At 53.2% G+C, this 26,097-nt stretch carries 18 protein-coding genes; 13 read left to right on the top strand and 5 right to left on the bottom strand.

What is annotated here, in order from left to right; translation table 11 throughout:
* Positions 1 to 30: 30 nt before the first annotated feature.
* Entirely contained in the window at positions 31 to 1,527 is a 1,497-nt protein-coding gene (locus SH528x_RS08675) for a hypothetical protein (RefSeq protein WP_442510129.1), read from the bottom strand.
* A gap of 212 nt (positions 1,528 to 1,739) precedes the next feature.
* Here SH528x_RS08675 and SH528x_RS08670 point away from each other — a divergent pair, with 212 nt between their 5' ends.
* From SH528x_RS08670 to SH528x_RS08660, 3 genes are all read left to right on the top strand, one after another.
* A complete protein-coding gene (locus SH528x_RS08670; protein ID WP_442510128.1) occupies positions 1,740 to 2,711 on the top strand; it encodes a ferredoxin--NADP reductase in 972 nt (323 codons plus the stop codon).
* 172 nt (positions 2,712 to 2,883) lie between these two features.
* The gene (locus SH528x_RS08665) at positions 2,884 to 4,170 is read left to right on the top strand and encodes a glucose-1-phosphate adenylyltransferase (protein ID WP_442510127.1); all 1,287 of its coding nucleotides are present in this window, start codon (positions 2,884 to 2,886) and stop codon (positions 4,168 to 4,170) included.
* 399 nt (positions 4,171 to 4,569) lie between these two features.
* Positions 4,570 to 6,282 (top strand): transglutaminase domain-containing protein, encoded by a 1,713-nt coding sequence (locus SH528x_RS08660; RefSeq protein ID WP_442510126.1) that lies wholly within the window; start codon positions 4,570 to 4,572, stop codon positions 6,280 to 6,282.
* Between the two features lie 183 nt (positions 6,283 to 6,465).
* On the opposite strand, the gene SH528x_RS08655 is transcribed toward SH528x_RS08660, so the two are convergent.
* On the bottom strand, positions 6,466 to 7,176 hold the full coding sequence (locus SH528x_RS08655; protein ID WP_442510125.1) for a dual specificity protein phosphatase family protein: 711 nt from the start codon (positions 7,174 to 7,176) through the stop codon (positions 6,466 to 6,468).
* Between the two features lie 29 nt (positions 7,177 to 7,205).
* On the bottom strand, positions 7,206 to 8,111 hold the full coding sequence (locus SH528x_RS08650) for a helix-turn-helix domain-containing protein (protein WP_442510124.1): 906 nt from the start codon (positions 8,109 to 8,111) through the stop codon (positions 7,206 to 7,208).
* A gap of 433 nt (positions 8,112 to 8,544) precedes the next feature.
* Here SH528x_RS08650 and SH528x_RS08645 point away from each other — a divergent pair, with 433 nt between their 5' ends.
* Positions 8,545 to 9,654, top strand: a complete 1,110-nt coding sequence (locus tag SH528x_RS08645; RefSeq protein ID WP_442510123.1) for a sigma-70 family RNA polymerase sigma factor — start codon at positions 8,545 to 8,547, stop codon at positions 9,652 to 9,654.
* 203 nt (positions 9,655 to 9,857) lie between these two features.
* A complete protein-coding gene (locus SH528x_RS08640; protein WP_442510122.1) occupies positions 9,858 to 11,258 on the top strand; it encodes a TIGR01777 family oxidoreductase in 1,401 nt (466 codons plus the stop codon).
* Between the two features lie 6 nt (positions 11,259 to 11,264).
* On the opposite strand, the gene surE is transcribed toward SH528x_RS08640, so the two are convergent.
* Positions 11,265 to 11,984 carry a 5'/3'-nucleotidase SurE gene (gene surE, locus SH528x_RS08635; RefSeq protein WP_442510121.1) on the bottom strand — a complete coding sequence of 240 codons (720 nt, stop codon included), beginning with the start codon at positions 11,982 to 11,984 and terminating at the stop codon, positions 11,265 to 11,267.
* A complete protein-coding gene (locus SH528x_RS08630; RefSeq protein ID WP_442510120.1) occupies positions 11,981 to 13,048 on the bottom strand; it encodes a DegT/DnrJ/EryC1/StrS family aminotransferase in 1,068 nt (355 codons plus the stop codon). The genes surE and SH528x_RS08630 overlap by 4 nt, the downstream gene beginning before the upstream one ends.
* A gap of 246 nt (positions 13,049 to 13,294) precedes the next feature.
* On the opposite strand from SH528x_RS08630, the gene yajC reads away from it, so the two are divergent.
* The 8 genes from yajC to SH528x_RS08590 all read left to right on the top strand — a co-directional run bounded on the left by yajC (position 13,295) and on the right by SH528x_RS08590 (position 26,082).
* Positions 13,295 to 13,789 (top strand): preprotein translocase subunit YajC, encoded by a 495-nt coding sequence (gene yajC, locus SH528x_RS08625; protein WP_442510119.1) that lies wholly within the window; start codon positions 13,295 to 13,297, stop codon positions 13,787 to 13,789.
* A 125-nt stretch (positions 13,790 to 13,914) separates the two neighbouring features.
* The gene (secD, locus tag SH528x_RS08620) at positions 13,915 to 17,121 is read left to right on the top strand and encodes a protein translocase subunit SecD (RefSeq protein ID WP_442510118.1); all 3,207 of its coding nucleotides are present in this window, start codon (positions 13,915 to 13,917) and stop codon (positions 17,119 to 17,121) included.
* 195 nt (positions 17,122 to 17,316) lie between these two features.
* A complete protein-coding gene (locus SH528x_RS08615) occupies positions 17,317 to 19,473 on the top strand; it encodes a M28 family peptidase (protein WP_442510117.1) in 2,157 nt (718 codons plus the stop codon).
* A 245-nt stretch (positions 19,474 to 19,718) separates the two neighbouring features.
* Positions 19,719 to 20,348: an OmpH family outer membrane protein gene (locus SH528x_RS08610; protein WP_442510116.1), complete on the top strand. Its 630-nt coding sequence runs from the start codon at positions 19,719 to 19,721 to the stop codon at positions 20,346 to 20,348.
* A 223-nt stretch (positions 20,349 to 20,571) separates the two neighbouring features.
* Entirely contained in the window at positions 20,572 to 21,468 is an 897-nt protein-coding gene (lpxC, locus tag SH528x_RS08605) for a UDP-3-O-acyl-N-acetylglucosamine deacetylase (protein ID WP_442510115.1), read from the top strand.
* A 63-nt stretch (positions 21,469 to 21,531) separates the two neighbouring features.
* Complete coding sequence (gene lpxA, locus SH528x_RS08600) at positions 21,532 to 22,341, top strand: acyl-ACP--UDP-N-acetylglucosamine O-acyltransferase (protein ID WP_442510114.1); 810 nt, start codon at positions 21,532 to 21,534, stop codon at positions 22,339 to 22,341.
* Entirely contained in the window at positions 22,338 to 23,435 is a 1,098-nt protein-coding gene (locus SH528x_RS08595; protein WP_442510113.1) for a Gfo/Idh/MocA family oxidoreductase, read from the top strand. The genes lpxA and SH528x_RS08595 overlap by 4 nt, the downstream gene beginning before the upstream one ends.
* Positions 23,436 to 23,937: 502 nt before the next feature.
* Positions 23,938 to 26,082, top strand: coding sequence for an ATP-binding protein (locus SH528x_RS08590; RefSeq protein WP_442510112.1), 2,145 nt, complete (start codon positions 23,938 to 23,940; stop codon positions 26,080 to 26,082).
* Positions 26,083 to 26,097: the final 15 nt, after the last annotated feature.

Below are 26,097 nucleotides of genomic sequence, written 5' to 3'. Positions count from 1 at the left end.
CCGATCGAGAGTAATTAGGATTGCAGCGACTTACGGCTCCATGGAGTCGTACTGCATATCCATTTCTTGCCGACGCATTTCATCCGAGTAACCGTCGGAGCCGCTACTACGCTGACCACTTGATGATTTAGCCGGTTGCCATGGATTGGAAAACCCAGAGGAATTTCCAGCAACGCCTCCCAACACTGAAGTGAATGTCTGAGCCTGCTGGAAAACAGATTCCATTCGTTGGTGGAATTCTTCGGCATTGGATGCAGCGGAAAGTGTATCGATGGTTGGCTGCAACATCGATCCCACTGCGGTGATCGCAGGATGGTCGACCATTGTCAACAATCCCGAGGCGGCGACTTTTTCTTTCGTCGACGCAACATTTTCTTTCCAATTTTCAGCCAACGATTTTGGAATCCAATAATCGTCCACTCGGACCATATCCACGATGACGGATCGACCATTTTGAGTGACCTTGATTTTCACATCATCCGATTCCGGTTTGGCTTTTTCCGCTACAGCCGGTTTGGGGGCCGGCTCGGTTGACGAATCGGGGGGGCCGTATTCTTCATCGGACATCTCGGAGCCATATTCCGAGCTAGAATCGTATTCCCCGTATTGGTTTTGCTTGCTCTCGTCGTACTCTTCAAACACGGGGGACGAAGGCGACATCACGCTGTTGAGTGCGTACAGATGAGGGGCAACGGCCCGGTCACGCTCGACCAGCCAATCTCGCAGTTGCATGGACTCGAGTTTTTCGGCACTAAGAGCTTCGGGATCCAGCGTCGCCCGGATGGCTCCGGCAGCGCCGAGAACGAGCGTCTGCAACGTTTCTCGCGTCGATCCATCCAGCATTAACATTCGTGGATGGTTGAAAATCCAAGTTTGATGCGTGATGATGAGGTCCGAAATTTTATACAGCGGACCGACGGTGGAATCGAAACGAGCGGCATCCAATTGAGGCGTTCCGGCTTTGACGATCCCATCAATATCGGCGCGATATTTGGGCGGCAACGAATCAAAGTAGGCTAACAACAAATGCCCCGATGCGGATTGATCACTAATATGCTGAAGCGTTTCAATCGCAGTCGCCTTGTTAGCTAAAGGACGATAATCCGGAGCGGCAGCAGGTTGCGGAAGCGGAGTCGGTGCCGGTGCGGCCGCTTCTTCCGCCTGGGACTTCAGCTCGCTGACAAGTTGGGCTCGATGCGTCTGGATCGTTTCGTTCACTTTGTTCGCCCGAATCCGACTGTCGCTAATCAAGTTGATCAACGGTACCGAGACACGTCGGCCATCGGTCAACTTTAAGATCGCGTTGCCTTCCCAGATTCCTAACAGGTCAGCCTCGACACTGTGGTCGCCACGCAATCCGGTCCACTTTTCAGCCTGAGCTTGGCTCGGCGAAAAATTCAACGCAGACAGTACCGCCAAGAGCGGCAGAAGCACGCGAGTGCAAAGTGAAATCGATGTGACACGTGAAAGGGACGCATCCACCGATAGAGTACGAAAGGTCGGAAATCGCAATTTCGTCAATTGCATAGTACGCTCAACTATTAAAACGCCAAAGAAACGGTCAACAAAAACTGCCCCATAGAAAAATATTCAGTTTGCAATGGGATTTGAAGGCAACTTATCGCGACTTAGCCCATAAAGAACCATTATATTGGACGCCAGACGGCTTTATGTCACGAATTAAGTCGCTAGCACCCATTTAGGGTGATTCCCTTGGTATTCATGGTGGAGAGTTCGCATTGAGTGAGACGATTGACTCGGAACCCCTAACAGCCGATCAAATCCGCAGTTTGCAGGAAAAACATTACAACGCGACGATCATTGAAAGGATCGACTCTCATTCTGACCTGAGTCGATTTCGAATCCGACCTGATAAACCGTTCCCCGATTTCGAACCTGGACAATACGTCACCCTCGGGTTGGGCAATTGGGAACCTCGGCTCGAAGGGACTCAGCGAGAGGTGCTGCCATTTAGCAAGCAGTCCAAAGTGGTTCAGCGGGCCTACTCGATCTCGTGCCCGATGCTTGATCCCCTGGGCAACCTTGCTGCGGTCAATTCCGTCGACTACCTCGAGTTCTATGTCACTCTGGTCCGCAAGGCTGACTCGCCTGATAAAGGGCCTCCGGCTTTGACGCCGCGATTGTTTCGGCAACAAGTCGGCGACCGATTGTTAATCGGAAAACGAATTGTGGGGCATTACACGCTCGGGCCTGAGATTCATCCGGACGAGACGATTTTGCTGCTCGGCACCGGCACGGGCGAGGCACCCCATAACGCGATGGCGACCGAATTGTTGGTCAACAATCATCGCGGACGGATTGTAAACGTGACCTGTGTGCGGCATCGCAAGGATCTCGCCTATACCCAACAGCACGCCCGACTGATGGATTCGTTCTCGAATTATTGTTACTTGCCGGTGACAACGCGAGATCCCGAGAACCTCGATCCGCATCATCCTCGCTACGTCGGCAAACAATACATCCAAGAGCTGTTTGTATCGGGCCGACTGGCGGAGCTTGTGGGCGATCCCTTGGACCCAAAACGGACGCATGTTTTTCTGTGTGGTAATCCAGCCATGATTGGCTACGTGCCGCCTGGGACGGAACCGCCGGTCGATCCGGGAATGATTCCGCTGTTAAAACATGCCGGTTTTCAAGACGCTCACGATTATCATGGACCAGGATCGATTCGTTTTGAGAAGTATTGGTAAACCCACCATGAATAACACTTCGCGCCCGCATTGGGGCAGGTTAAAAAACGGGTACCGCTACGGATTCGATTCTCTCTTTGAAATCGGGAATGTGTCACGCATTGTGTTAGGGTGCAACACAGAACCTACGAATTAGCAGCTTTTCTTTCTTGGATTAACTACGAGACTTGTCATGGACCTAAAAAATACGATTGCTCTGATTCTTGGTGGCGGTCGCGGAACTCGATTGTTTCCGCTAACAAAGATTCGCGCGAAACCCGCTGTCCCTTTGGCCGCGAAGTACCGCTTGATCGACATCCCGATTAGCAACTGTATCAACAGCGGATTGAACCGCTGCTACGTGCTCACTCAATTCCTGTCGGAAAGTTTGCACCGTCACCTGCGGCAGACTTATCACTTTGATCATTTCAGTGGTGGCTTCGTCGAGCTGCTCGCCGCTCAGCAAACCGTGGACGAGTCAACGGATTGGTACCAGGGCACCGCCGACGCCGTGCGGAAAAATTTGGTTCATCTCGAAGAGGACTGGATTGAGCACGTTCTGATTCTTTCGGGCGACCAACTGTACCGAATGGATTTCCGCGACATGCTGCGGACGCATATCGAATCAGGGGCGGATGCCACGATCGCGGGGATCCCGGTCTCGCGAGACGATGCCTCGTCCCTGGGAATCATGCAGGTCAATGACACTGGTCGCGTAACCGGGTTTGTTGAAAAGCCACAAACCGAAGAAGAACTGGCGACCGTTCGCATGGATCCCGCTTGGATTGACGCTCGCGGCGTCGAGAGTCACGGTCGAGACTGTTTGGCCAGCATGGGGTTGTACATTTTCAACAAGTCCGTGATGGTCGACCTGCTGAACGAATCGTCGCACGAAGACTTTGGCAAAGGCATTTTTCCTCAGTCGCTGAAGTCGCACAAAGTCCAGGTGCATCTATTTGACGGATACTGGGAAGACATCGGAACGATCCGTGCGTTTTACGAAGCAAACTTGTCGCTCACCGGCAAGGCACCTCCATTTGAACTTCGTGATCCCAACGCGCCGATTTATAGCCGTCCTCGCTTTTTGCCACCGACCATCATGGGCGATGTGAATATCGAGTCGAGCTTGATTGCCGACGGATGCCGAATTGGCGACAACGTCACGATCAAAAACAGCGTGATCGGCTTGCGGACCGTGATCGGTGATAACGTCACGATCAAGGATTCGGTGGTTATGGGGGCTGATGATATCGAATGCGAAAAGACCCAACTTCCCGACGGCGTATTGCCAATGGGGATTGGAAACGGCAGTGTGATCGAGGGAACAATCCTCGATAAAAATTGCCGCATTGGTGAAAACGTGCGAATCACCAATAAGGCCGGCGTGGATCACCAGGGCGAAGACGAAGCATTGCAAGTCCGAGACGGGATCTCGATTGTGATCAAAGAAGGCCAGATCGAATCCGGACACCAAAGCTAAAGCTTTTGCGTTGACGGTCTAGCGAGAGCTGATCTCGTGGAGAGTCGAGTCCACTAGGTCACATCTCGTTTTCCCCGCAAGTCGTTGCATCTCAAAGGGTTCGCCGTAATATTCGGTGAGCCTTTTTTTATGGGCTCTTTCTCAAGAGCGGGCTGAAAACGTTTTGTTCCATTGGCTAAAAATGAGCGACCAAGACGTGGTATTCGCTCGGAAGCAACCTTCGGCGATCAATATTCGGTTTATGCCGAGACCTTTGTCACGCTGCATGTAATCTCGCGAGTTGTATTGTCGTTTGATTTCCAATGCGCCAGAACATAAGCTGATGCTTCGGAGTTGCCCGATGGCTCGACTAAAAGCGTATTGGGACAATGTGTTTATCAAGATCACTTGGAGTAACAAATGAGGCGGATCGCAACGGCAGCATTGTTCTTGGCTGGTGTGCTATTGGGATATGCCGAGGCACAGGATAACGCGAGTGAGAGCTCGACGGAGTTCACTCTTGGGCAACAAACTGCACTGGCTTCGCTGCCTCAGATCAAGGGGGCGGCAAATCCTCAGCTCGAAATCGTCCGCGATGAGTCCCAGCGCATCGTCGGCAAGTTAAAGGCAACGTTGACCGCGCCGTCGATGGCTGTTGATACGTGGGTCGTAGTCGTTCCGCAAGCACCAAGCTTTGACGGGCAACAGATCATCGCTCAGACGACGAGTCTGGACGCGATCGAGATTGTGGATCAATCGCCCGATAAACGTCCGCTGCTTCGATCCAAGGTCAAGGTCACCGGGCCGGAGAAGCCTTCCACATCATCCTATGAGTCAGCGATTACGGTCCAGCTCTATTCACGGAAACTGCAACCTCGCGGTCGACGTCGTGCGAAGGTGGAAGACCTCTCGCCGTCGGAGCGTGATCGCTATTTGGTTCCAAATCGTTACTTTGACTACGAATCCAAGGAATTCAAAGCATGGAAAGAGCAGCATGGTTTCGTTCGCGAAAAACGGGAAAGCGAATTTGACTTTGCTCATCGCGTCTTTCAGGCCATCGCGACTGACTATTCGTATCACTACGAATTCCGCCAAGACCGTACGGCGACGAATCTTTGTCAGCTCGACAAAACCGACTGTGGTGGATTGTCGATTCTGTTCACCACCGTAATGCGTAGCGAAGCGATTCCGGCTCGAACGCTCGTCGGACGTTGGGCCAAATCGGCCGGTCCTGCATCCAACATCGGCGGAGATCGTGACCAAGCCTTCCATGTGATCGCAGAATTCTTTGCGAAAGGCATTGGCTGGATCCCGGTCGATGCCGCTTCGGCTGTGCTCCACGACAACACGCCCAACAAGGTCAAGTTCTTTGGAAGCCAAGTTGGCAACTTTGTGACGTTTCACTTTGACCAAGAGGTGTTCATCGACACAGACCTTTGGGGGGTCAAACCCATGGGCTTCGTGCAAACGCCAAAGTATTGGTTTCGCGGCAAAGGAGCGTTTGACGACACTGTTTTCACGCATGATTGGATCGTTGAAAAAGTTGATGCACAGCCAGGTGACACGGCGGTCGCGAATTCCACGATGCAGGCTAAAGGGAGGAATGTTGGCAATCCCAGCGCCGCGCAACGGAACTTTGTTTTCCTGCCATTGGTACACGTGCGCCAGGCAGAACGGCTCTGTGCACCCACGAGCGCATCGATGGTATTGTTGCGATACGGGATGCGGGTTCCGCCGCAACAGATCAAACAACTTGCAAACTCGGTCGCAACGGACCCGGATTTTCCCGGCACGTATTTCAAAGACTTGGTTGATGGCTTAGAGAAGCTGGGGGTCGTTTGGACGAGGCAGCATTTCAAGACGGACGCCAGCGGCTTTGCGGAGGGCTTGGCAGTCATCGAAAAGTCACTTCGCGAAGGCCGGCCGGTGCTCGTGGATACTTTTGTGCCACCGGATGGTCACACGGTGGTCATCAACGGACTTGATCCAAACCGCCAGCTGATATCGATCGTCGACCCCTTCATTGCTGCGCCCGGTCTCCGCAGCGTTACCTACGCCGAGTTCGAACAGCTTTGGCGATCTGCTATCAGTGACGTGCGAGGCTGTATCCTCACCGCACCCAGGTCGCCCTGAAAGCCGGAAGTAGAAGACAAAGCACTTGCCGGCGTCCCTGAAAGTGATTTACTTTTAATTTAACTCTCGTCGCCAGGCGGTGGACCACGCTCTGGCGAATGCAGCTACCACTTGAATCTCACGTCATTTGTCAAATGGCTCTGATAGCCGTTGTGCTCGCGGACGTGCCCTGTCTGAAAGGATCTATTTCGTGCCCCAGCGTTCGGCAAACTCTTGAACGACAGGACGCTGTCCCAATCGGGGATTGATATGAGGGCGCGCGGCCAACAGTACCGCCTGGGCCTCGGTGATCGATAACCCTTGATGTTTGATCAGCCAACAAATCGCCACTGTTGCGCTTCGTGCTCGACCGGCTTTGCAGTGGATATAAACCTTCCCCTGATCCTCGACATGCCGCTGGACAAACTCGACCGCGTTGCAAACATCTTCAAATAGCGGGTGCGTGAAATCGGTCGTCGGCATGTGGAACTGCTCGATCCCAAACGCCTCGTAAGCCTTCAGCGGTCCCGGATATTCTTCGCAGGTATTCACGACTCCGCGGACTCCTTCGACTGATAAGCCAGCGACATCGCGCGCGAACGGATATGCACCGACGATCACACTTGGGTCGATGTAATCCCACCAACGCCGCACTCGCAGAATTCGTCCGAGCGTGAAATTCCAAGCCAAGGTAGGGTAAAAGACTGACCGAGCATACAACCGTTGGCGTGCCGAGGCTGCAACACGGGCAACGGGAATCACGTCTGGAGTCAGCAATTCTGGATCCGCTGCGGTAGGATTGACGACCTCTGGCGATTGGGAAGTTTCGCAAACCTCTGGCCCTTTTTCGCGATCTCTACCGGGGCCATCTTCGTGCGCATCTGCATCTTGGGGCCGCTCACTCTCACTTGGCATCGCGTTTACTCGTCATCGCGTTCAGATTTTTAGCGTCGAAGACTTAATTGCATCATTGCCACTAATTCGACGAATTGACGCAAGTTATCGCAATGTGCGGTATAGCGTAACCGTGGCCGAATGTCATCACAGAGCGCTCGGCCACCGACCAGCAGCGGAATGTGCTCGCCGAGATCGGCAGCCAGTTTGGTTTCCTGGGCAATAAATGCAGCGGCATCCGTCATCGCGGAAACGCTCAGCCAAACCAGATCGGTTTGATAGTCATGGGCAGCCTGAACGAAACTTTGCAGCGGCAAATGGTTCCCCAGGCAAACCGAATTCCAGCCCATTTCACGGAGAGCCAACTGAACCAGCATCATCGGCAATTGATAGTGATCGCCTTCGGGTGCCCCACCCACCGCGGTGAGCGCCGTCGATTTTGGCGGCGGCAATGTCGCGGTCAATTCGCTGATCAACTGATGGGCAATCCCACAAGCTCGCCGCTCTTGGTAGACGTCCAATTCGTTGCTGCACCACGCTTCGCCGAGTCCGTGCATTGCGTCGGCGATCAGTAATTCCGCGATTTCGGCACGGGTTTGCCCCCGCTCACTTTGACGATGTTCGATCTGGTTTTGGAGGATTTTGCGACATGTTGGTTCATCACCGACCGCCATGGCGCTACGAAAACGACGCTGGTAGTCGGTCTCGGCTCCAGAAATCTCTGATTTTCGGCATGACAACAGTGCGGGCAGCCCGAGCACGTCCGGGTTGACCAACGCACGATCGGCCTGAGTCAGGAAGGTTTGCAGCCCATCTAATGCGATACGCCGATGGCCGCCTACGGTACGAATGGTCGGAATGGTGCCGCGATCGCACCAACGCTTGACCGAGGATTCGCTGACTTGCAGTGCATCGGCGACTTGCTTGGGAGAGTAGTGAGGTTGTCGAACAGCCACAGGATCGGTTCCAGGAGGGCAACTTTTTGAATCGCGAAGAAACGGACGAGGTTGAGTAGAAAACGTCCACGCCGGACTTGTTTTGACCGTTTCGAACGTTTTGCGATCGAATTCCGAATCGCCAGTGATTGTAGGAGTCGGGTAAAATTCGCCAACAGGCAAAACGGATTATAACCAAGGAAAAACGTCGTTTTCTTGGTTTTCTGGTGATGGAGCAAGGAATGTTCCGCCATTGCAGTGTTTTTTGCGTTGTTTCATTGAGATGGCGACGGTATAACGAATTGAACGTTTTGTACGTTCTAAACGTTCTCTTGCTTCAGTTCGTTATTTGGCCTGCACTTTGCGTAAGGGTGTCTCGGCCTCGCCCGTTTAGCTCGTTGTCGAGCTTTTCGCGGTCGCCAACCCAATATAATTCCAACCCCCTGTGATCTTTATGTCTACGTCGATTTTGGTTTCAAGCGACTCTTCAGCTTCCGAACATTCAGTCGCGAAACTTCAGCATCAAGCTGAGTCGGCTGTCGGTCACAAGGAAGAACCAGCAGTAATACCCGCGCGGGCTGGAGGTTGGATTCGCTCGAGCGAATTGGCGGCGGCGTTGACCTCGATCGAGCCGTACTTGACCGATTATGAATCAATGGAGAAACAAGAACTGGTGCGGCGTATTAAGATGCAGCTTCGCCACGAGATCAGCTTCATCGCCAACAAAGAGTTCGCCGACTCGAAGAGGGGTGAGGTTGTCTTCGCTCCACCGCTGGACCTTGCTGCACCCAAGCCAAACACAGGAGCGAAGATTGTCGCTCGAAGCGGAGCGGACCTGCCGATTCATCTCGGCCGTTTGTGCGAAGCGCCGCTGTTGAAGCCCGACCAGGAAGTGGCGCTGTTTCAACGCATGAACTTTTTGCTGCACCAAGCAGCAATGCATCGCCGGCTATTGAACCCAAAGCGTCCGTCGCGTGCTCGGTTAGCGTTGATCGATCGACTGATCGCGTTGGCGCATTGGCACCGCGATCGAATTGTCGAAGCCAATTTACGCTTAGTCTTTTCGATCGTTAAAAAGTTTGTGAATACAAACAATTCATTTGATGAATTGCTGAGCGACGGAATCATCGCGTTGATGCGAGCAGTGGAAAAATTTGACTACGATCGTGGCTTTCGCTTCAGCACCTATGCGACTCAGGTGGTCCGCCGAAACGCATACCGCACCGTCGTGCTAAACCAGCAAGAGCGTCAGAAAGTGATGGGCGGGTTACAGGACATGAACTTGGAAATCAGCGATGAGGGTTCGGAATCGTCGATCAGCGAGACTCGTTGGCATGAACTTCGCCGGCGGCTTGCTGAGATGTTGGACGATCTCGACCGTCGAGAAAAATTGATCATTCGAGCTCGCTTCTCGTTGGGGCCTCACCGCAAAGTTCGAACGCTGCAGGCATTGGCCGATCGACTCGGAATCAGCAAGGAGCGAGTTCGTCAGCTAGAGAGTCGGGCGATGGAGAAATTGCGTTTGATGGCCAGCGATGTTTGTTTGGCGGAACTGGACAACTAAGATCCATCGGAACAATTACGGATGTAGCGGAACTCGTCAAGAGTTTCGACCTGTTTGGCGATTCACGAAAGTCTTGACGACTTCCGCTACGAGTCATCCCACCACTTAATGTTCCGGCGGCCCTAAGATAGTGTTGCGACGTTACGATGAAGCGATTGCCACTGCGGCACAAGTTACATAAATCAAGCAAATCGAAATCGCTCATGGGCCGAAAACATCAGTACCGCGTCAGTACCTCACTGCCCGTTTCGGCTACGGAAGCCTTCGCTTATCACGAGCGTCCGGGAGCCTTGCAGCGACTCACACCGCCATGGGAAAAGGTGTCGCTTGAGTCAAGCGACGAAAGCATCACGGTTGGCAGCGAGCTGGTTTTGAAAACGAGCTTTGCTGGAATCCCGCTACGCTGGGTCGCTCGACATGTTCAGTACGATCCGCCTCATCTTTTTGCAGACACTCAGGTTTCCGGTCCGTTTGCCAGTTGGGATCATCGTCACGAGTTTCGCGATCCACAAGCGACAGATACCGAAGCTGGCTCGACACTAACCGACTCCATTGAATACGAATTGCCCGCCGGGGCGATCGGTAACCTGTTTGGCAATGCTGTCGTGCAAAAAAAGATTGAATCGATGTTTGCTTATCGTCATCGAATCACAAGGGACGATTTACATTTGGCCAGTCGCTATCCGTCGGACCGGTTGCGTTTTGCGATCTCAGGATCGAGCGGTCTAGTGGGCTCAAACCTTGCCAGTCTTCTGAAATTGCTGGGCCACGAAACGACTCCCATTGTGCGGTCGCAAGAAGGCTCGGATTCGATCGCCGCTTGGGATGCTGCCGCAGAGATCGAAAAATTCAATGACATCGATGTCGTTGTCCATTTGGCGGGCAAGTCGATCGCGGGTGGACGGTGGACCGAGAAAATCAAGCAAGAGATTCGAGACAGCCGCGTGATTAAAACACGCCAACTCTGTGAATCACTTGCGTCGCTTGAGCAAAAGCCCAAAGTGTTGATCTGTGCATCGGCAACCGGAATCTACGGCGACCGTGGCGACACCGTGCTCGATGAAGCTTCAAGCCACGGTGACGACTATTTAGCCGAAGTTGCGACTGAGTGGGAAGCAGCTTGCCAACCGGCGATCGATGCGGGAATTCGCGTGGTCAATGCAAGGTTTGGCTTGGTACTTTCCGTCGCTGGGGGGGCACTCGAGCAAATGTTGTTGCCGGCAAAGATGATGGGTGGCAAGCTTGGCAGTGGCAAACAGTGGTGGAGCTGGATTGCCCTGGATGATGTGCTCGGAGCAATCTATCACTGCGTTCAGACAGCGGACATTTCCGGCCCGGTGAACTTTGTCTCGCCCGAACCGATTACCAACACGGGATTTACGCAAACGCTGGGACGCGTGTTGAACCGACCGCCGCTCATATCGGCTCCTGCGTTTGGATTGCGACTGGCGCTTGGCGAGATGGCCGACGCGTTACTACTGGCCAGCACTCGAGTGGTACCCGGCGTACTGCAGCGATCGGGTTACACATTCCGTTTTACAGATCTCGAGGCCGCGCTACGTTACTCGCTCGGACGCGAGCGGCTGCCATCGGAAACTTCGTAAGATGCGTCAGCCCAGGTGACGATCCAAGCGGATGTCTGAGAGCGTGATGGCCCCGCCGAAGCATTGCTCGACATCCAACCCTGGTTTCCGCGGTCGCCCATGGAAATCGCTTTCGAAATGGATCTCGGATTCGCGATGGTGTGCCGTGCGCGTCATCGGTTCCCAATCGACATCACAGCGAACCCGTCGCGGTTGCTCGATCGCGGGATCAATAGCGGGCAAGTTGAGGTTCCAAAGCAGCGGCGAGTCTTGTCGTTGTCGTGAAATCTGTAGGAATTCTTCGATCGTTTCTTTTGTCCAACGTGGAACGTGATCCCACGTTTTCTCGATATCGGGACGACGGTAGTGCGACACGGCGAGTGCAGGGACACCCGAGATCGCCGCTTCGCGTGCTGCCGCAAACGTCCCGCTGACGTGCAAATCAACTCCTAGGTTCGCACCTGCATTGACACCGGAGATCACTGCATCGGCACCTTCGGCCAGTACGCCTAATCCGGCACGAACACAATCCACCGGCGTTCCATCGATCTGGAACCAATTGGGGCGGACTGACTTGACGACAAGCGGTCGCCCGTTGGTCACGCTGTGGCCACATTCACTGCGTCCACGGTCGGGCGCTACCACAATCACTTCAACCTGATTGCCCATCGCGTAAAAGACGGACTCGACCAGAGCCACCAAGCCCGGGGCATCGATGCCGTCGTCGTTAGTGATCAGTAGTTTCATAACTTCCTTAATATCTGACAAAGTTCGGAAACGTCTGCTTCGTCGATCAAAAGTGCGCGATGATCAAGTACGCAGATTTGATTCGCGAGCAACTCAGCTTGCTCGAGCGGAACCGGTTTGCGGCAGCGTCGCTCGCTTGAGCGGCCCATCGAGCGAAACCCAGTTCCCAGCGGCATATTGCACTGTAGCGCCGTGGCGATCAAACGATCACGGTGGGCCATCGAATCCGCACGCAGCGCTAACTTGTAATATGCAGGCTCGACTCCTTCGCTGATTTCCGGCAGGCACTGCAAAATCGCATCTTGCGAATCAAACTCCTGGCCGATTCGTCGGGCAATTTGGTTTTGCTGCTCGTTCAGGGCAGCCAGCCCCTCAAGCTGGGGCACCAGCACGCTGGCCTGCAACGCGCTCAAAGCAAACGCATCACTCGGTCGATCGATAAATCCGGCAAGCCGAGCGGCGAAGCGATTTTCGCTCGTCAACACCGCCCCACCATTTCCGGACGTCAGCGGCTTGCTGCCGCCAAAGCTGAGTGTCGCCAAATGCCCAAACGATCCTGCGGGCCTTCCCCCGACCCTCAATCCAGGGGTCTGGCAGGCATCTTCGATCAACACCCAGCGGTTTGCATCACACAATTCTCGCAGCGACGCAATGTCGCAGGCATGGCCATACAAATGCGATGCAATGACCGCACGCACTCGATCGCTTGCCGCGGCAGCCACCGATTGAACGTCAGGCCCAAAGTTCGTTGGCGACACATCGACCAGTACCGGTTTGGCACCAAGTAATTCGATACAACGAAAATTTCCTGGGTAATCGAACGCACAAACAATCACCTCGTCACCGCTAGCAACCCCAGCGGCCCGCAGGGAAAGCTCGATTGCAGCGGTTCCGCTACAGCACAATCGCACCTGCTCGACCTGGAAAAACGCTTGCAACGCCGTAATTAGCTCATTTTTCGCCTGACTTTCGTACTGCCCCCAGTCCCCGGTTTGCATGCATTGCATCACCGATTTGGATATCTCGGGGGTTTGGCGAGGCCACGCAGGGATCGAGAAAGACATACGGATGGTGAAATCTGGCAAAACAGGAAGGGGGAGACACCTCATTTGGTTGCCAAAAACGAGGGTCTGGTCAAGGATCGGGGCTGCAGGGTGCGGTCACCCTAACTGGCTATAGTGACGCCTTGGGTAACGAAGTGGGCTTCGGAGACGTAATAACCGCCGTGCTGGGCTTGTGACGTTTTTTTCGCTTCCATATCATGCCGCATTCGCTGACCCAGCCCTAGTGGAGGCTGCGCGGCTCTACTGATGCCCATTTCAGTAGGGTTACATGATACCGCTGATTGCGTAAAGGACGTGTTTTTGTTTGCTGAAGTCTACCTTGGTATCACTCCAATCGCATCCGAATTGACTGCTTTCATGGTCGGCATTTTGGCTGAAGAGGGTGCTGCGCCCGAGGAGCTGAGTTGGTTTCAGCAATTATTTAACAATCCTTTTCTGCCCTTTGTGATTCTATTTTTCTTAGCCTTCCAGATCTTCATCGCTCCGGAACGTCGCCGAAAAGCAGAAGAAGCGAAGATGTTGTCCACGTTGAAGAAGAATGACCGCGTCGTAACGGCGGGCGGAATCCACGGCACCGTGGTTTCGACCTCATCCGAGAACAACACGCTGACGCTACGAGTGGACGACAACAACAACACGCGAATTAAAGTCAATTTCACGGCAATTGCTCGTGTCATCGACCCAAACAAAGAGAATAAGGGATCGGATCACAAGGATGCCGATTCCAAAACGAAGAGCTAGAACCTAATTTACTTCTGCGATAGCTCATGATGCGCTACTCGCACGACTGACGAATCCCTCCTTCGATTCAGAAACCTACGATGGACTGCAATTTCTTTTCCCAATCGTTTTTCGATTCTTTCGTGATGCCGCTTGCCCAAGCGGACGAGCTCGTCGAGCCCGTAAAGGAAGGAATCTCAATCGACCAGTACATTTGGCTTGCTGCCGCTGTCGCTGTTTTGATTGTCCCATTCATCCTCGGTGGGTGGCTGGCGAAGATGCTGAAGATGCCCAACTACTCGACCCGGCTGGGGTTGGTATTGCTAGCAATCATCGCAAGCTCGACCGTCTTGATCAACAAACGCCCGACTCGCGGCGTTGACCTTCAAGGGGGAACGATCCTGGTTTACGAGATTGACCAGAGCAAAAATATTGGCAAAGACACTCACACAGGCCGACTGATCACTTCCGAAGATCTCGTTGAGCCGCTTTCACGCCGAATCAACCCGAGTGGTACCAAGGAAATCGTGATTCGCCCTTACGGCGAAAGTCAGATCGAAATCATTGTTCCTGCTAAATCGAGTGCGGATAACGAGAGTGGCGGATCAAGTGGAATGGGTGAAGTCGACGAACTCGACCGCATCAAACGACGTGTTGAAGAAGCGGGGATTTTGCGATTTGCGATTCTCGCCAACCGTTTTGACCATCAGCGAATCATCGATTTGGCGATGGAGCAGTCCGAGTCGGATAGCCAAGCCGAGCGTACTAGCACCATTGTAAGAGACGTTAACGACGAAATCGTTGGCCGCTGGGCTCGCGTCGATCAAGAGAAGATCGAAAAGCAAGGCGTTCGCCCGTTGCGAGTTAACATCGGCAACGCCGTCGTTCGTAACCCAAACACCGGTCAATTTATTGATCTTCCCGCCAGCGTTCGTGGCGACAACGGCGAAATCAAAACAGTCAAGTGGATGCAGCAAGAAGGCCTCGACAACATCGAAACATTGATGATCGTCGACCCTGTCTTGGATATCAAAGGAGACGACTTGGCGTTCGCTGCGAGCACGTTTGACCAAAACGGTGCTCCGGCAGTTGCATTTAATCTGACCGACGAAGGTTCGGGACGCTTCTTTGCTCTGACAACCAATAACGCTCCTGTGGGAACGATGCAGCGACAATTGGGCATCGTCTTGGATGATGACTTGCTGTCTGCCCCCAACATCCTGCAGCCGATTCGTAAAGAAGGCCGTATCACGGGCAGCTTCACTAAGGAAGAAGTCCAAGATTTGGTCGCGGTACTAAAAGCAGGCCAGTTGCCAGCCGCACTGACGCCACAACCGATTGCTGAAAACCAGATTGACCCGACGCTTGGTAAAGACACGATCGACAAAGGTTTCTTTGCGATTGGATTGTCCTTGAGTCTGGTTCTTGTGTTCATCCTGTTCTATTACCGGTTCGCTGGCGTGGTCGCTTGTATTGCGCTGGTTTTGAACTTGGGAATGATTCTGGGGACGATGGTGCTGATCAACCAGCCGCTGACGCTTCCTGGGCTCGCAGGTCTTGTTTTGACCGTCGGTATGTCGGTTGACGCGAACGTTCTGATTTTTGAACGTATTCGCGAGGAACTGAAGAAGGGTGCCGCATCACGCATGGCGATTCGAAACGGATTCGCCAAAGCGACCGTCACGATTGTCGACGCGAACTTAACGACCTTGATCACCGCAATCGTTTTGTACGCGATCGGTACCGACCAGATTCGTGGTTTCGCGGTCACTTTGATCTTGGGTATTTTGTACTCGATGTTCACCGCGATCTACATGTCGCGAACGTTCTTTGACATTGCCGAACGCCATGGCTTCTTGACCTTGAAAATGTCCGATGGCGTTAACTCATTGCGTGGTATGTTCTCCAGCGGTGACAACATCGACTTCATGGGCAAAGGCAAAGTCGCCTTGGCCGTTTCTACGCTGCTAGTCGCAATCGGCATTGCCTCAATTGCCGCCCGCGGGCAAGGCATTTTCGACATCGACTTTGCCGGTGGATCATCGGTTCAGTTCCGAGTCGACAAGCCAACCGAAACTGATACGATTCGCAAGATCGTTGGCGAAGTGATGGTCGCCGAAGACGGTGAGCCGGTTCAGTTCACAGTTAATGGTGTGACGATGGATTCAAGCCCCAACGGAACGGTCTACAAGGTCGACTCGTCGTACGAGCAAGTCGATCAGCTAAAAGAAAAGATCTCCGAAGCATTCGCCACAGAGGACACCGTCAACCTCGTGACTTACAAGATTGACATTTCACCCGCGAACCCGAAAGCTTCCGCTGCTCCGAACTCGTCTTCGATGAATTCGCGTGACATCAACGGGACGCGACTGGCTGTGTTCTATCCTCAGGATGAAGCGGAAACGGATACAGTTGCTGCCGATGAAGACAAACCCGAAGCAGCAACCGCCACTCCGGCGGTTTCGGATCGCGGGGTAATCGTGTACAGCACGGCGTTGATCAAACTTGGGATCCAAGGCGAAGATGGCGGTGCCGGCATCAACTCCCCCACTTTGGTCGAAACGCTGATGAACGCAGCCAAGGCAGTCAATGTGCCTTTGAACGAGCGCGGTATTGAACTGACACCCATTGGCGAAGGTGCCGACAAGTGGAACACGAAGTCCTCACTCTCGTTCAGCGAATGGACGGTGAAATTGCCTTTGGAATTCGCTCAAGCCGATGCGATCATGGAGCAAATCAAGGATAGTCTTGGCAACAAGCCTGTTTGGATTAGCAGCAGCAGCGTGGGTGGCCAAGTCGCCGGCGACATGATCGGACGTGCACTTGGTGCATTGTTCGGCAGCTTGCTGTGTATCATCGGATACATTTGGTTCCGTTTCCAACGAGTGATGTACGGCTTGGCGGCAGTGGTCGCACTGCTACACGACGTTATCGTCACCCTCGGTGCGATCGCGGTTAGTTACTGGCTCGCCGACGCTCTCGGATTCCTGTTGATCGATCCGTTCAAGATCAGCCTGACTGTCGTCGCGGCTCTGTTGACGATCATCGGTTACTCGCTGAACGATACGATTGTTGTGTTCGACCGTATCCGTGAAACCAAGGGCAAGTCCACTCGGTTGACCGGCGATATGATTAATACCAGTATCAATCAGACTCTCAGTCGTACGTTGCTGACTTCGATAACAACCTTGATCGTAGTTGTCCTGCTATACACAGTTGGCGGAGCGGGCATTCACGCCTTTGCGTTTGCATTGGTCGTGGGCGTGTTGGTCGGAACCTATAGTTCGATCTTTGTCGCAAGCCCCGTTTTGCTGTATCTGATCCAACGAAACGAAAAGGTCAAACCAGCGTAGTACTGCGGGCAACGATCGCGGACGACGGATATCATTTACGTCATCGTCCGTGCAAATTAAATGGCGAAGGCGACGGCGTGTTACAGCGTACCGTCGCCGTTTCGTTTCGCATTGTCGGATTATTTTTTATCGCACTTACCGACCTAACCCGCTAAATTGATGAGCGGTAGACGTTTAGAGCACTGGAGTTGATCGATGCGTACTCTTCGAGCCAATTGGCTTTTTCTGTTCGGTTCGATCTTCTTGGTTTCTGCTCTGCATGCCGAAAGTCCTTCGGGAGTTCGCTCGAAAGGCCAATGGCAAACTCAGCTCCGCGCTGATGTGATGCATCTTGCCAGCGAAGAACTACGGGGCCGCAGCGTGGATGACGCTGCGATTCATGTTGCCGCAGATTATGTGGCGAAACGTTTCATCGAAAGCGGATTGCGGACGGACCTGTTCCAAGGCACTCCGTTTCAGAAACTTGAAATCCCCGTGGGTGCACGCGCTGGCGCGTCCGAAAACAACTTCGTGCGGATTCGCAGCACTCGGGCAACGTCCGATTCGATCGCAATTGAGGGACGCGACATTGAACGCGGTGATATTCAAGGCAATGACGCCGATTCGATTGATATCAACGAGTCCCTTTCCACTGGGATGAATCCCATGTCGATCGGTTCCGCGACGGGAAATGTCAGCGGAAGTCTGGTTTTTGTGGGCTATGGGATCACTGCTCCGGCGCTGGACTACGACGACTACGAGGGATTCGACGTTCAAGACAAAATCGTCGTCATTTTGCGAAAAGAGCCTGGTGTAAACGATGCCAGCAGTCGTTTTGACGGGACAAAGACCTCACAATACGCCTACTTTCAAACCAAGGTTGAAAACGCGATCAAGCACGGTGCTGCGGCAGTCATCCTGATCAATGATCCCAATAGCATCCAATCCTCGGTCGCCGAAGCCGAAAAGAAACTGGCTGCGGAAAATGAGCGGCTCAAGGCGGTGTTCGGCCAAATTGAACGGCTGCCAGTCGAAGCCAAAAATATTCGAGCAACATTGCTATCGCGAATCTCGGGGATTGAAACGATCATCACCGGACTTCGCAGTGATGTAGAGGAAAAAGATCGCGGTGTGATGCAGATTGCCGAAGCAGGGCCAACCGTCGAAGTCGATGTGGTCAGCGGCGAAGATCTTAACGCGAGCCTCCGCGATCAAGACAAGCCGGAACGGAAAAGCATTCCCGTTGTTTCGCTGGCACGTAATCGCTTTGATCTCGTCTTGCAGCGGACCACAGGACGTCGCCTAGCCGAAATCGAAAAGCGGATTGATAGCACGTATCGTCCTGAAAGCATGGTGCTTCCCGATGTCAACGCTAGCATCAGTGTTGAATTGCAATCTCCTAATGCTAGCACATCGAATGTTATTGGAGAGCTTGTTGGGCGAGGCCGACTTGCAAACGAGACGATTGTCGTCGGTGCTCACTATGATCATGTGGGAATGGGCGGCTATGGATCTCTTGCTCCGGGGACTGTCGCCATCCACAACGGCGCCGATGACAATGCTAGCGGTACATCAGCGATGATAGCATCAGCTTCGATTTTGGTTGAACGTCTCAGTGAGCATGAATCACATCGACGGGTTGTCTTCATTGGCTTCACCGGCGAGGAACGCGGATTAGTTGGCAGTAAATACTATGCTCGCCATCCACGCTTTCCGCTTGATTCGACGGTTGCCATGATCAACTTGGACATGGTGGGTCGACTCCGTGACAACGAACTGACGGTTTACGGAACGGGTTCCGGCGATGGGCTCGAGCAATTGGTGGATGGACTGAACCAACGCTATCAATTTGACTTGATGAAAGTTCCGAGCGGATATGGGCCGAGCGATCACCAGTCGTTTTACGAAGTAGGTGTCCCGGTTTTATTTTTCTTCACGGGGCTTCACAACGATTATCATCGCCCAAGTGATGATTCCGACAAAATCGATTACGGTGGTCTAACCCGAATAACCGATATGGTTTCTGATGTCGCGTTTGATTTGGCGACACGCGAAGAGCGTCCGAGATATGCCGAGACCGAGAAACGGGTCCAGATTCGTCGTCAATTGACGGCATTTATGGGAGTTTCATTACAAGATCGATCCGATCATGTGGTGATTTCGGGTCTGACTTCGGGTGGTCCCGCAGAACGCACCGGTTTAATGCCGGGCGATCGTCTCGATCGATTGGGGAAAAAGTCGGTACGGACAGCTGTCGACGTGTTGGATTTACTACGCCATCGCTCGCCGGGTGATGCGTTAAAAGTATCGCTGACGCGGGACGGAAAACCGTTAGAGTTTGAGATCCGTTTGGACACACGTCCCGGCGGTTAGCAAGCAAATACAACACAAACAATTTATGTCAAATTTTGTTCGGGGTTACTCAGAACCGCACAGATTAGTCTTTACGGCGATCGATGCGGCTGACACAATTCCGGACGAGTCAGTACTGCGAGTCGCATCGCAGTTCGGACAGAGACGACGTGAATGTCTCGGCGATGGCGATGGACGCCACGTACACGAGTGTTTGCATTTGCGTCGAGTCAAGACTGCGCACCCATAACGCAAGGAGAGCGGACGTGCGATTTAACTGTGTATCGGCCATTCTAGTGGCCATCCTTACCATGACAGCCGTCGTCCCTAGTGTCGCCACGGCACAGGAAGCATCCGCATCAAGCGGTCACCGCGTTGCCGTGGTTGACGTTGCTTACATCTTCAAGAACCACCCCGGCATCAAAGCTCAAGTCGAGCGAGTCGAAGGTGATTTGAAGAGTTATGATGCTCAGCTTCAAGGCAAACGCGAAGAGCTAAAGCAGGCTGCCGAACGCCTCAAAACGTTCAAAGTAGGCACTCCTGACTACACCTCGCAAGAAGAACAAGTTGCATCGATGGAATCGAAGCTTCGTTTGGACATGGCTCGCAAGCGTAAAGAGCTTGCCGATGCCGAAGCACGAATTTATTTCGAGAACTACCAACGGATCGCATCGGGCGTTCAATTCTTGGCTCAGCACTACAAGATCAACATGGTCCTTCGCTACAACAGCGAAGAGATGGATCTTGAAAGAGGTGACTCCGTCATCCGTGGCGTCATGAAGAACATCGTCTATCATGACGAAGCACTCGACATGACCAAGGGTGTGATGCAGTACTTGGACAAAGCGATCCAAGAAGACGTTGCTAAGCGTGGCGCAGCGGGCACAACCCGCTAAACCGCACGGTGCCAAGTGCATCAATGCGTAAAGAAAGGCATGGATCTCGATTGCCGAGATCCGTCAATGGAAACCGACCTGTGGCATTTGAAATGACTCAAATGCCATGGATTGGAATTCTCGCCGTATTCGATTTTCTAACGAACATGAATGCTGCGATTTCAATATACAAACAAGGCTCTCGCAAGGATGTGAGAGTGGGCACGGCAGGGGAGGCCGAAGCGTGACACCATCACGCAACGAACACACAATCGCGGTTTCGTGCGAGGTCCGTGGCCGAGGCTACTGGAGCGGTCGAGACGTGCGTGTTGTGATGCACCCAGCACCCGTGGGGACTGGAATCCGCTTGGTCCGAAGCGATCTACCAGCCGCTCCGATGTGCCAAGCGTCTGTCGAAAAACGACATGATGCTAATCTTCGCACCAACTTGCACGATGGCGATGCCCGCTTCGAGATGATCGAACATTTGATGGCTGCCCTGGTGGGACTCGAGATCGACAATTGTTTGGTCGAAATCGATGCCGAGGAATTGCCGGGACTTGATGGCAGTGCCGCTGCATTTGTTGACGCGTTGCGCACTGCGGGGCTAATCATTCAATCGCAAGCAAAGCGTCGCTTGACGCTGCGTGAGCGTATCTACGTCGAATCACCTGCCGGGTGGATCGAAGCAACACCTGCGGAAGATGGTCATACTTCGTACGAGTATCGCTTGAGTTTTGACGGTCCTTCGCCGATCTTTGATCAAACGTTCACACTGCGAATGACACCGGAACGATTTATTCGTGATGTTGCTCCAGCTCGAACATTTGTCACGGAAGCCCAGGCTCAAGTGCTTCGAGAGCAAGGGGTCGCATCGCATGTCACCAATCAAGACTTGTTGGTGATCGGCGACAACGGTCCGATTGAAAATGAATTAAGATTCCGCGACGAATGTGCCCGGCACAAAGTGCTTGATCTGATCGGTGACTTGGCACTTGCCAATGTTGAATTGATCGGGAACTTTGTTTCCTATCGAGGCGGACACAACCTTAACGGCCGCATGGCTCAACGACTCGCTGAGCTCGCAGCCTCGCAGATTCCCCTAACCCAGATTTCACAATCGCACCGAAATGTTGCTTAGCCAAAGCAGTTGTTTTCCCGTGCGGTTGTGTGATTACAACCGAGAGATGTTTGGAGCCGAATCATGAGTACCCAGATTGCTCAGACTGCGGTGGTTGACCCACGTGCTAAGTTAGGGACGAATGTTCGCATTGGTCACTTCTGCGTGATCGGTCCGGATGTCAGCATCGGTGACGACACTCTGCTCGAAGACCATGTTGTCATGTCCGGCGTGACCTCGCTTGGCGAAGAAAACCATGTGTTCCCAGGCTGCGTGATCGGTGCGGACCCGCAAGACACAAGCTACAAGGGCACCCCAACGCAGGTACAGATTGGCGACGGAAACGTCTTCCGCGAGTACTGCACCGTCAACCGCGCGACGGAAAAAGAAGACGGCATTACACGTGTGGGGCACAACAACTACTTCATGGCACACACGCACATCGCTCACGACTGCAAAGTCGGCGACCGCAACGTGATGGCCAACAATGTCATGATCGGCGGCCATGCTCATATCGGCAACGACATCACCATCGCTGGTGGTGTTGGCATTGTCCATTTTGCGTCGGTTGGAAACATGAGCTTCATCAGTGCGATGGCGCGTGTGCTTCACGACGTGCCGCCGTACATCATCGTCGATGGTCAGCCCGCCAAACCGCGTGCGGTCAACACGATCGGAATGAAGCGACACGGATTTCCAAAAGAAGACATCGAAATCCTAACCAAAGCGTACAAACTACTTTATCGATCCTATGTGGGACTCGATGCAGCGAAAGAACAGCTGCTGGCGACAGGCCCCATTCGACCTGTGCTACGCGAGTTGTTCAATTTCATGGACACAACGGTTGCCGGTCAAAAAGGCCGTGGTCGCGACCGGAGGAGAAAAGCAGCGTGAGTCGGTTACGAATCGCAGTCATCGGTGCAGGTCATCTAGGACGCATCCACGCCAAATTGTTGCAACAAGTCGACGGTGTCGAGTTAGTTGCTGTGACCGATCCATTTGAGCAAGCTCGTGCGAAAGTGAAAGAACTGTTTTCAGTTCCCACGTTTGCCGATTATCGCCAGTGCATCCCCAAAATCGATGCTGCGGTGGTTGCCGCTCCGACCGATTTGCACGCGGAAATCGCCACCGATTTGCTGAAGGCTGGCAAACACGCGTTCGTCGAAAAACCATTGGCGGCAAATGGCCCCGATGCTCAACGACTCGCCAATCTAGCGAGAAGCCGTAACTTGACACTGCAAGTCGGACACGTCGAACGTTTTAACCCTGCGTTCGCTGCATTGGAAGACTTGGCGGTCGACGCAAAGTACGTCGAAGCGGTTCGTGCCTCACGGTTCCCAGGTCGTTGTCTTGATGTCGGCGTGGTCATGGATTTGATGATCCACGACCTGGATCTTGTCTTGTCTCTCACCAATGCACCTGTGCGTTCGGTCTCCGCCAGCGGCATGTCGGTGATCAGCAGTCATGAAGACATCGCGGAAACTCGTATCGAATTCGAGTGCGGACTTGTTGCGAACTTGAAGGCATCTCGACTGAGCCCAACACCGGCTCGGCAAATGCAGATTTTCGGTGCCAACGGATTTGCGGATATCGACTTTGGGAAACCAAGTTTGACGTCGGTTTGCCCAAGTGCATCGGTCGTAGAGCGTACATTTGATCTCGATAACGAAGTGGAAAACCCGCTTGTTTGTGCGGATCAAATCTTTACCGAGTCGCTGAAGTGTGTGACCAAAGAACTGGAGCCGCGGAACGCAATCCTCGACGAACTTCACGACTTTGCGATCAGCATTCAAACCGGAATCTCTCCCGCTGTTAACGGTGAAGCTGGCGCGAGAGCGGTGATCGTTGCCGACCAAATTCTCGAGTCCATCAAAACGCGAACTTGGTATCGCGATTCAACGACGACGGAGACGGGGCCTCACGCGATGGTTCGCCAACGCATCGAATCGCTCAGTCGTCGCACTGGACAAGATCGACACGCGGCATAGTCAACGTACACGGCTTCGGATTCGATATTCCGAATCGTAATCGCCCGCCGCATGCCTGGATCACGACCTGCACTTCGCTAGGTCGTCGGTTGCCCGAGCCTTGTGTACCAGTTTCTTAGTATGCCACGATTCATCTCTGCAACGCAGGTGGGATTCTCTTTCCGCTGCCCGTCGTAAAATGGCTATCGGATCGGCACTACTACCACCCCTGACGGATGGCTGGTGTTCGCCGTTAGGGTGCCTCGCATTCCTGTACGCCCCCGGTACTGACTGCATTCACTCCCATCTTATTCTGCGGCAACCCCCTGTTGTTGCATTGACGAATAGGGAGAGAGGGCAGCCAGGTGCGGTCTTCAGTGTATTCCGTTCGAAAATCCGATCGCACGGAAAGAGTGGGAGAGGTGTCGGTTGGCGAGGTATTGGCGTGCAACCGAACTGGGGACTTGCTACACTGATGTGCGTGCGGTCGCGCCGGAGCACTTTATCACCCAAAGTACACTCGATGTTACAGATCCCTGAATTTTTGACTTCCATAGAAAACCCAACACGTTTTCTAGTCGAGTCAATAAAAACGGCGGTGATCATCGATGATGTAACAGAGCTCGTCGATCGATTGAGCCAATACCAAGAGTCTTCTGACCTATCGCTGACGGAGACGATCCTAAGTGATCCCGCGTTCTTATCGGAACTCTTGTCGGGCATCCAGACGCTTTCTTCCAACCAGAGCGCCGTCGATTTGTTTGAAGCGGAATCGATGACGGAATTAAATAGTCGATTATCCGAAATCTTTTTGCCGGAGTCGATTCCGAGGCTGATTGGGTACCTGCAATCGCTGCATCGGCACGATACTTCCTATAGCACGGACGTCGCCCTTGTCACTCTGAAGGGTAAGCGGATTTATGTACGTGCCAATTTCTGTATGATCACAAATGCCGACAAGACGTACACCATCAACTCGCTCACTAATATTACCGATTGGTACAACGACCAAAATGCACTTGCTGCGGTGCGAACCCGTTATGCGTTGGCGCTGAAGGGAAGCCAGTTTGGTGTTTGGGATTTCGATATTGTTAACAAACAAGTGATTCGGGATGCCGAATACTTGCGAATCCTTGGCTATCGTGAAGGCGAGCTTGATTCATCCGTAATGGGCGTCCGTGCATTAATGCACCCAGAGGATCTCAAGCAACTCGACGCGATGTTGGAATTCCCGGACACGTTTGATTACGAATTCCGGATACGCAAAAAGGATGGCGAATTTCGTTGGATCCGCCTCGAAGGTTCTGCTTGCCAATGGAACCAAGATGGTGAAAAGATACGTGCGGTGGGAACGGTACGCGACACGACGATCGAGCGGCAGCAAGTCGAGTTGATGAATCTCGAGAAAGAGATTTTTAAATGCGCCGCGGAAGGAACCACAGTCGAATCGCTGCTCGCGCTTGTCGCGGGGAAATTGGACATCGCGTTCCCTACTCGCCGCAGTTTGATACTGATGCTCGACGACGCGAGAAACTCAGTTCGAATGGCCGTCGGACCGTCATTTCCAGAAGAGCTCACTGAATCGCTGATTGGGTTCCCGATCATGAGCGAACCCACCACGTGCCGTGCGGCGATGAAATCGGGTTCCTTTCTATTTGTCCAAGACGTTTGGTCGAGTCACGAGTTTGCTGCGACCGCAGCTTTCAGCGCTCCCATTGGTATCAAAACGATTGGTTCGATGCCGATCACGGACAGCACCAACACCGCCCTCGGCACGATCTGTCTTGCATCAAACAATCCAAACACCACCGCCCCAGAGGATCTCGTTAGTTTAGAGCGTGTTGCACGCACGTTAGCACTGGTGATTGAACGGGAGAAGCAAAAAGAGCGGTCGCGCAAACGAGAATTGCAGATTCAAAATCAGCAAAAGTTTGAAAGTCTCGGCAAGCTCGCCAGTGGAATCGCGCATGATTTCAACAACTTGCTAACCGTGATTATGACCAATGCGGAATTGTGCAACTTCAACGCGCCTTCCGCGAGCGTTGCAAAAGACAACCTCGATCAAGTCGTCCACGCGGCGGAGATGGCATCCGCTTTGTGCAAACAGATGCTGACGTTTGCGGGACAATCGCAATCACAAACGCAACAGGTCGACCTCGCTCAAGCCGCAACCAAGGTTGCGAGCCTCGTCGGATCCGCTACCAAGAATGACATCCGCATTGATGTAAACACTGCCGCCAATACACCGTATGTTCTCGGCGATGGTACTGCAATTTCCCAAGTGTTATTGAACTTGATGACTAACGCGGTGGAAGCCATCGGCGAATCAGGTGCAGTCAGGATTGACATCGCAACCAAACGAGTCGAGCAAGCGGATATCGATGGCTTTCTGTTTGGTGGGAAAATCCAACCCGGCGACCATGTTTACGTCTCGGTTAAGGACAATGGAAACGGGATCGCACCGGAGACTCTCCGTTGTATCTTTGACCCGTTTTTTACTACCAAAGCGAGTGGACAAGGGGCGGGGTTAGCAACGGTGTTGGGAATTATTGAACAACACGGTGGTGCCATCGATTTGCAATCCTCCGTGGGAACGGGAACCGAATTCACGATCTTCTTCCCCGCGTTATGCGATTTGCAGCCGACCGCAGAGCAGTCGGCCTCGTAATCTTCCTCGCTACAT

It is taken from the genome of Novipirellula methanifontis, assembly GCF_052161655.1.
Taxonomy (GTDB): domain Bacteria; phylum Planctomycetota; class Planctomycetia; order Pirellulales; family Pirellulaceae; genus Novipirellula.
The sequence above is the reverse complement of the archived record's forward strand: the minus strand, read 5'-3'. Positions and strand labels throughout refer to the sequence as shown.

Coding starts and splice junctions, on each gene's coding strand:
- SH528x_RS08675 (WP_442510129.1), bottom strand. CDS start 1,527: ATGCAATTGACGAAATTGCGATTTCCGACCTTTCGTACTCTATCGGTG.
- SH528x_RS08665 (WP_442510127.1), top strand. CDS start 2,884: ATGGACCTAAAAAATACGATTGCTCTGATTCTTGGTGGCGGTCGCGGA.
- SH528x_RS08660 (WP_442510126.1), top strand. CDS start 4,570: ATGAGGCGGATCGCAACGGCAGCATTGTTCTTGGCTGGTGTGCTATTG.
- SH528x_RS08655 (WP_442510125.1), bottom strand. CDS start 7,176: ATGCCAAGTGAGAGTGAGCGGCCCCAAGATGCAGATGCGCACGAAGAT.
- SH528x_RS08645 (WP_442510123.1), top strand. CDS start 8,545: ATGTCTACGTCGATTTTGGTTTCAAGCGACTCTTCAGCTTCCGAACAT.
- SH528x_RS08640 (WP_442510122.1), top strand. CDS start 9,858: ATGGGCCGAAAACATCAGTACCGCGTCAGTACCTCACTGCCCGTTTCG.
- surE (WP_442510121.1), bottom strand. CDS start 11,984: ATGAAACTACTGATCACTAACGACGACGGCATCGATGCCCCGGGCTTG.
- SH528x_RS08630 (WP_442510120.1), bottom strand. CDS start 13,048: ATGTCTTTCTCGATCCCTGCGTGGCCTCGCCAAACCCCCGAGATATCC.
- yajC (WP_442510119.1), top strand. CDS start 13,295: ATGCCCATTTCAGTAGGGTTACATGATACCGCTGATTGCGTAAAGGAC.
- secD (WP_442510118.1), top strand. CDS start 13,915: ATGCCGCTTGCCCAAGCGGACGAGCTCGTCGAGCCCGTAAAGGAAGGA.
- SH528x_RS08615 (WP_442510117.1), top strand. CDS start 17,317: ATGCGTACTCTTCGAGCCAATTGGCTTTTTCTGTTCGGTTCGATCTTC.
- lpxA (WP_442510114.1), top strand. CDS start 21,532: ATGAGTACCCAGATTGCTCAGACTGCGGTGGTTGACCCACGTGCTAAG.
- SH528x_RS08590 (WP_442510112.1), top strand. CDS start 23,938: ATGTTACAGATCCCTGAATTTTTGACTTCCATAGAAAACCCAACACGT.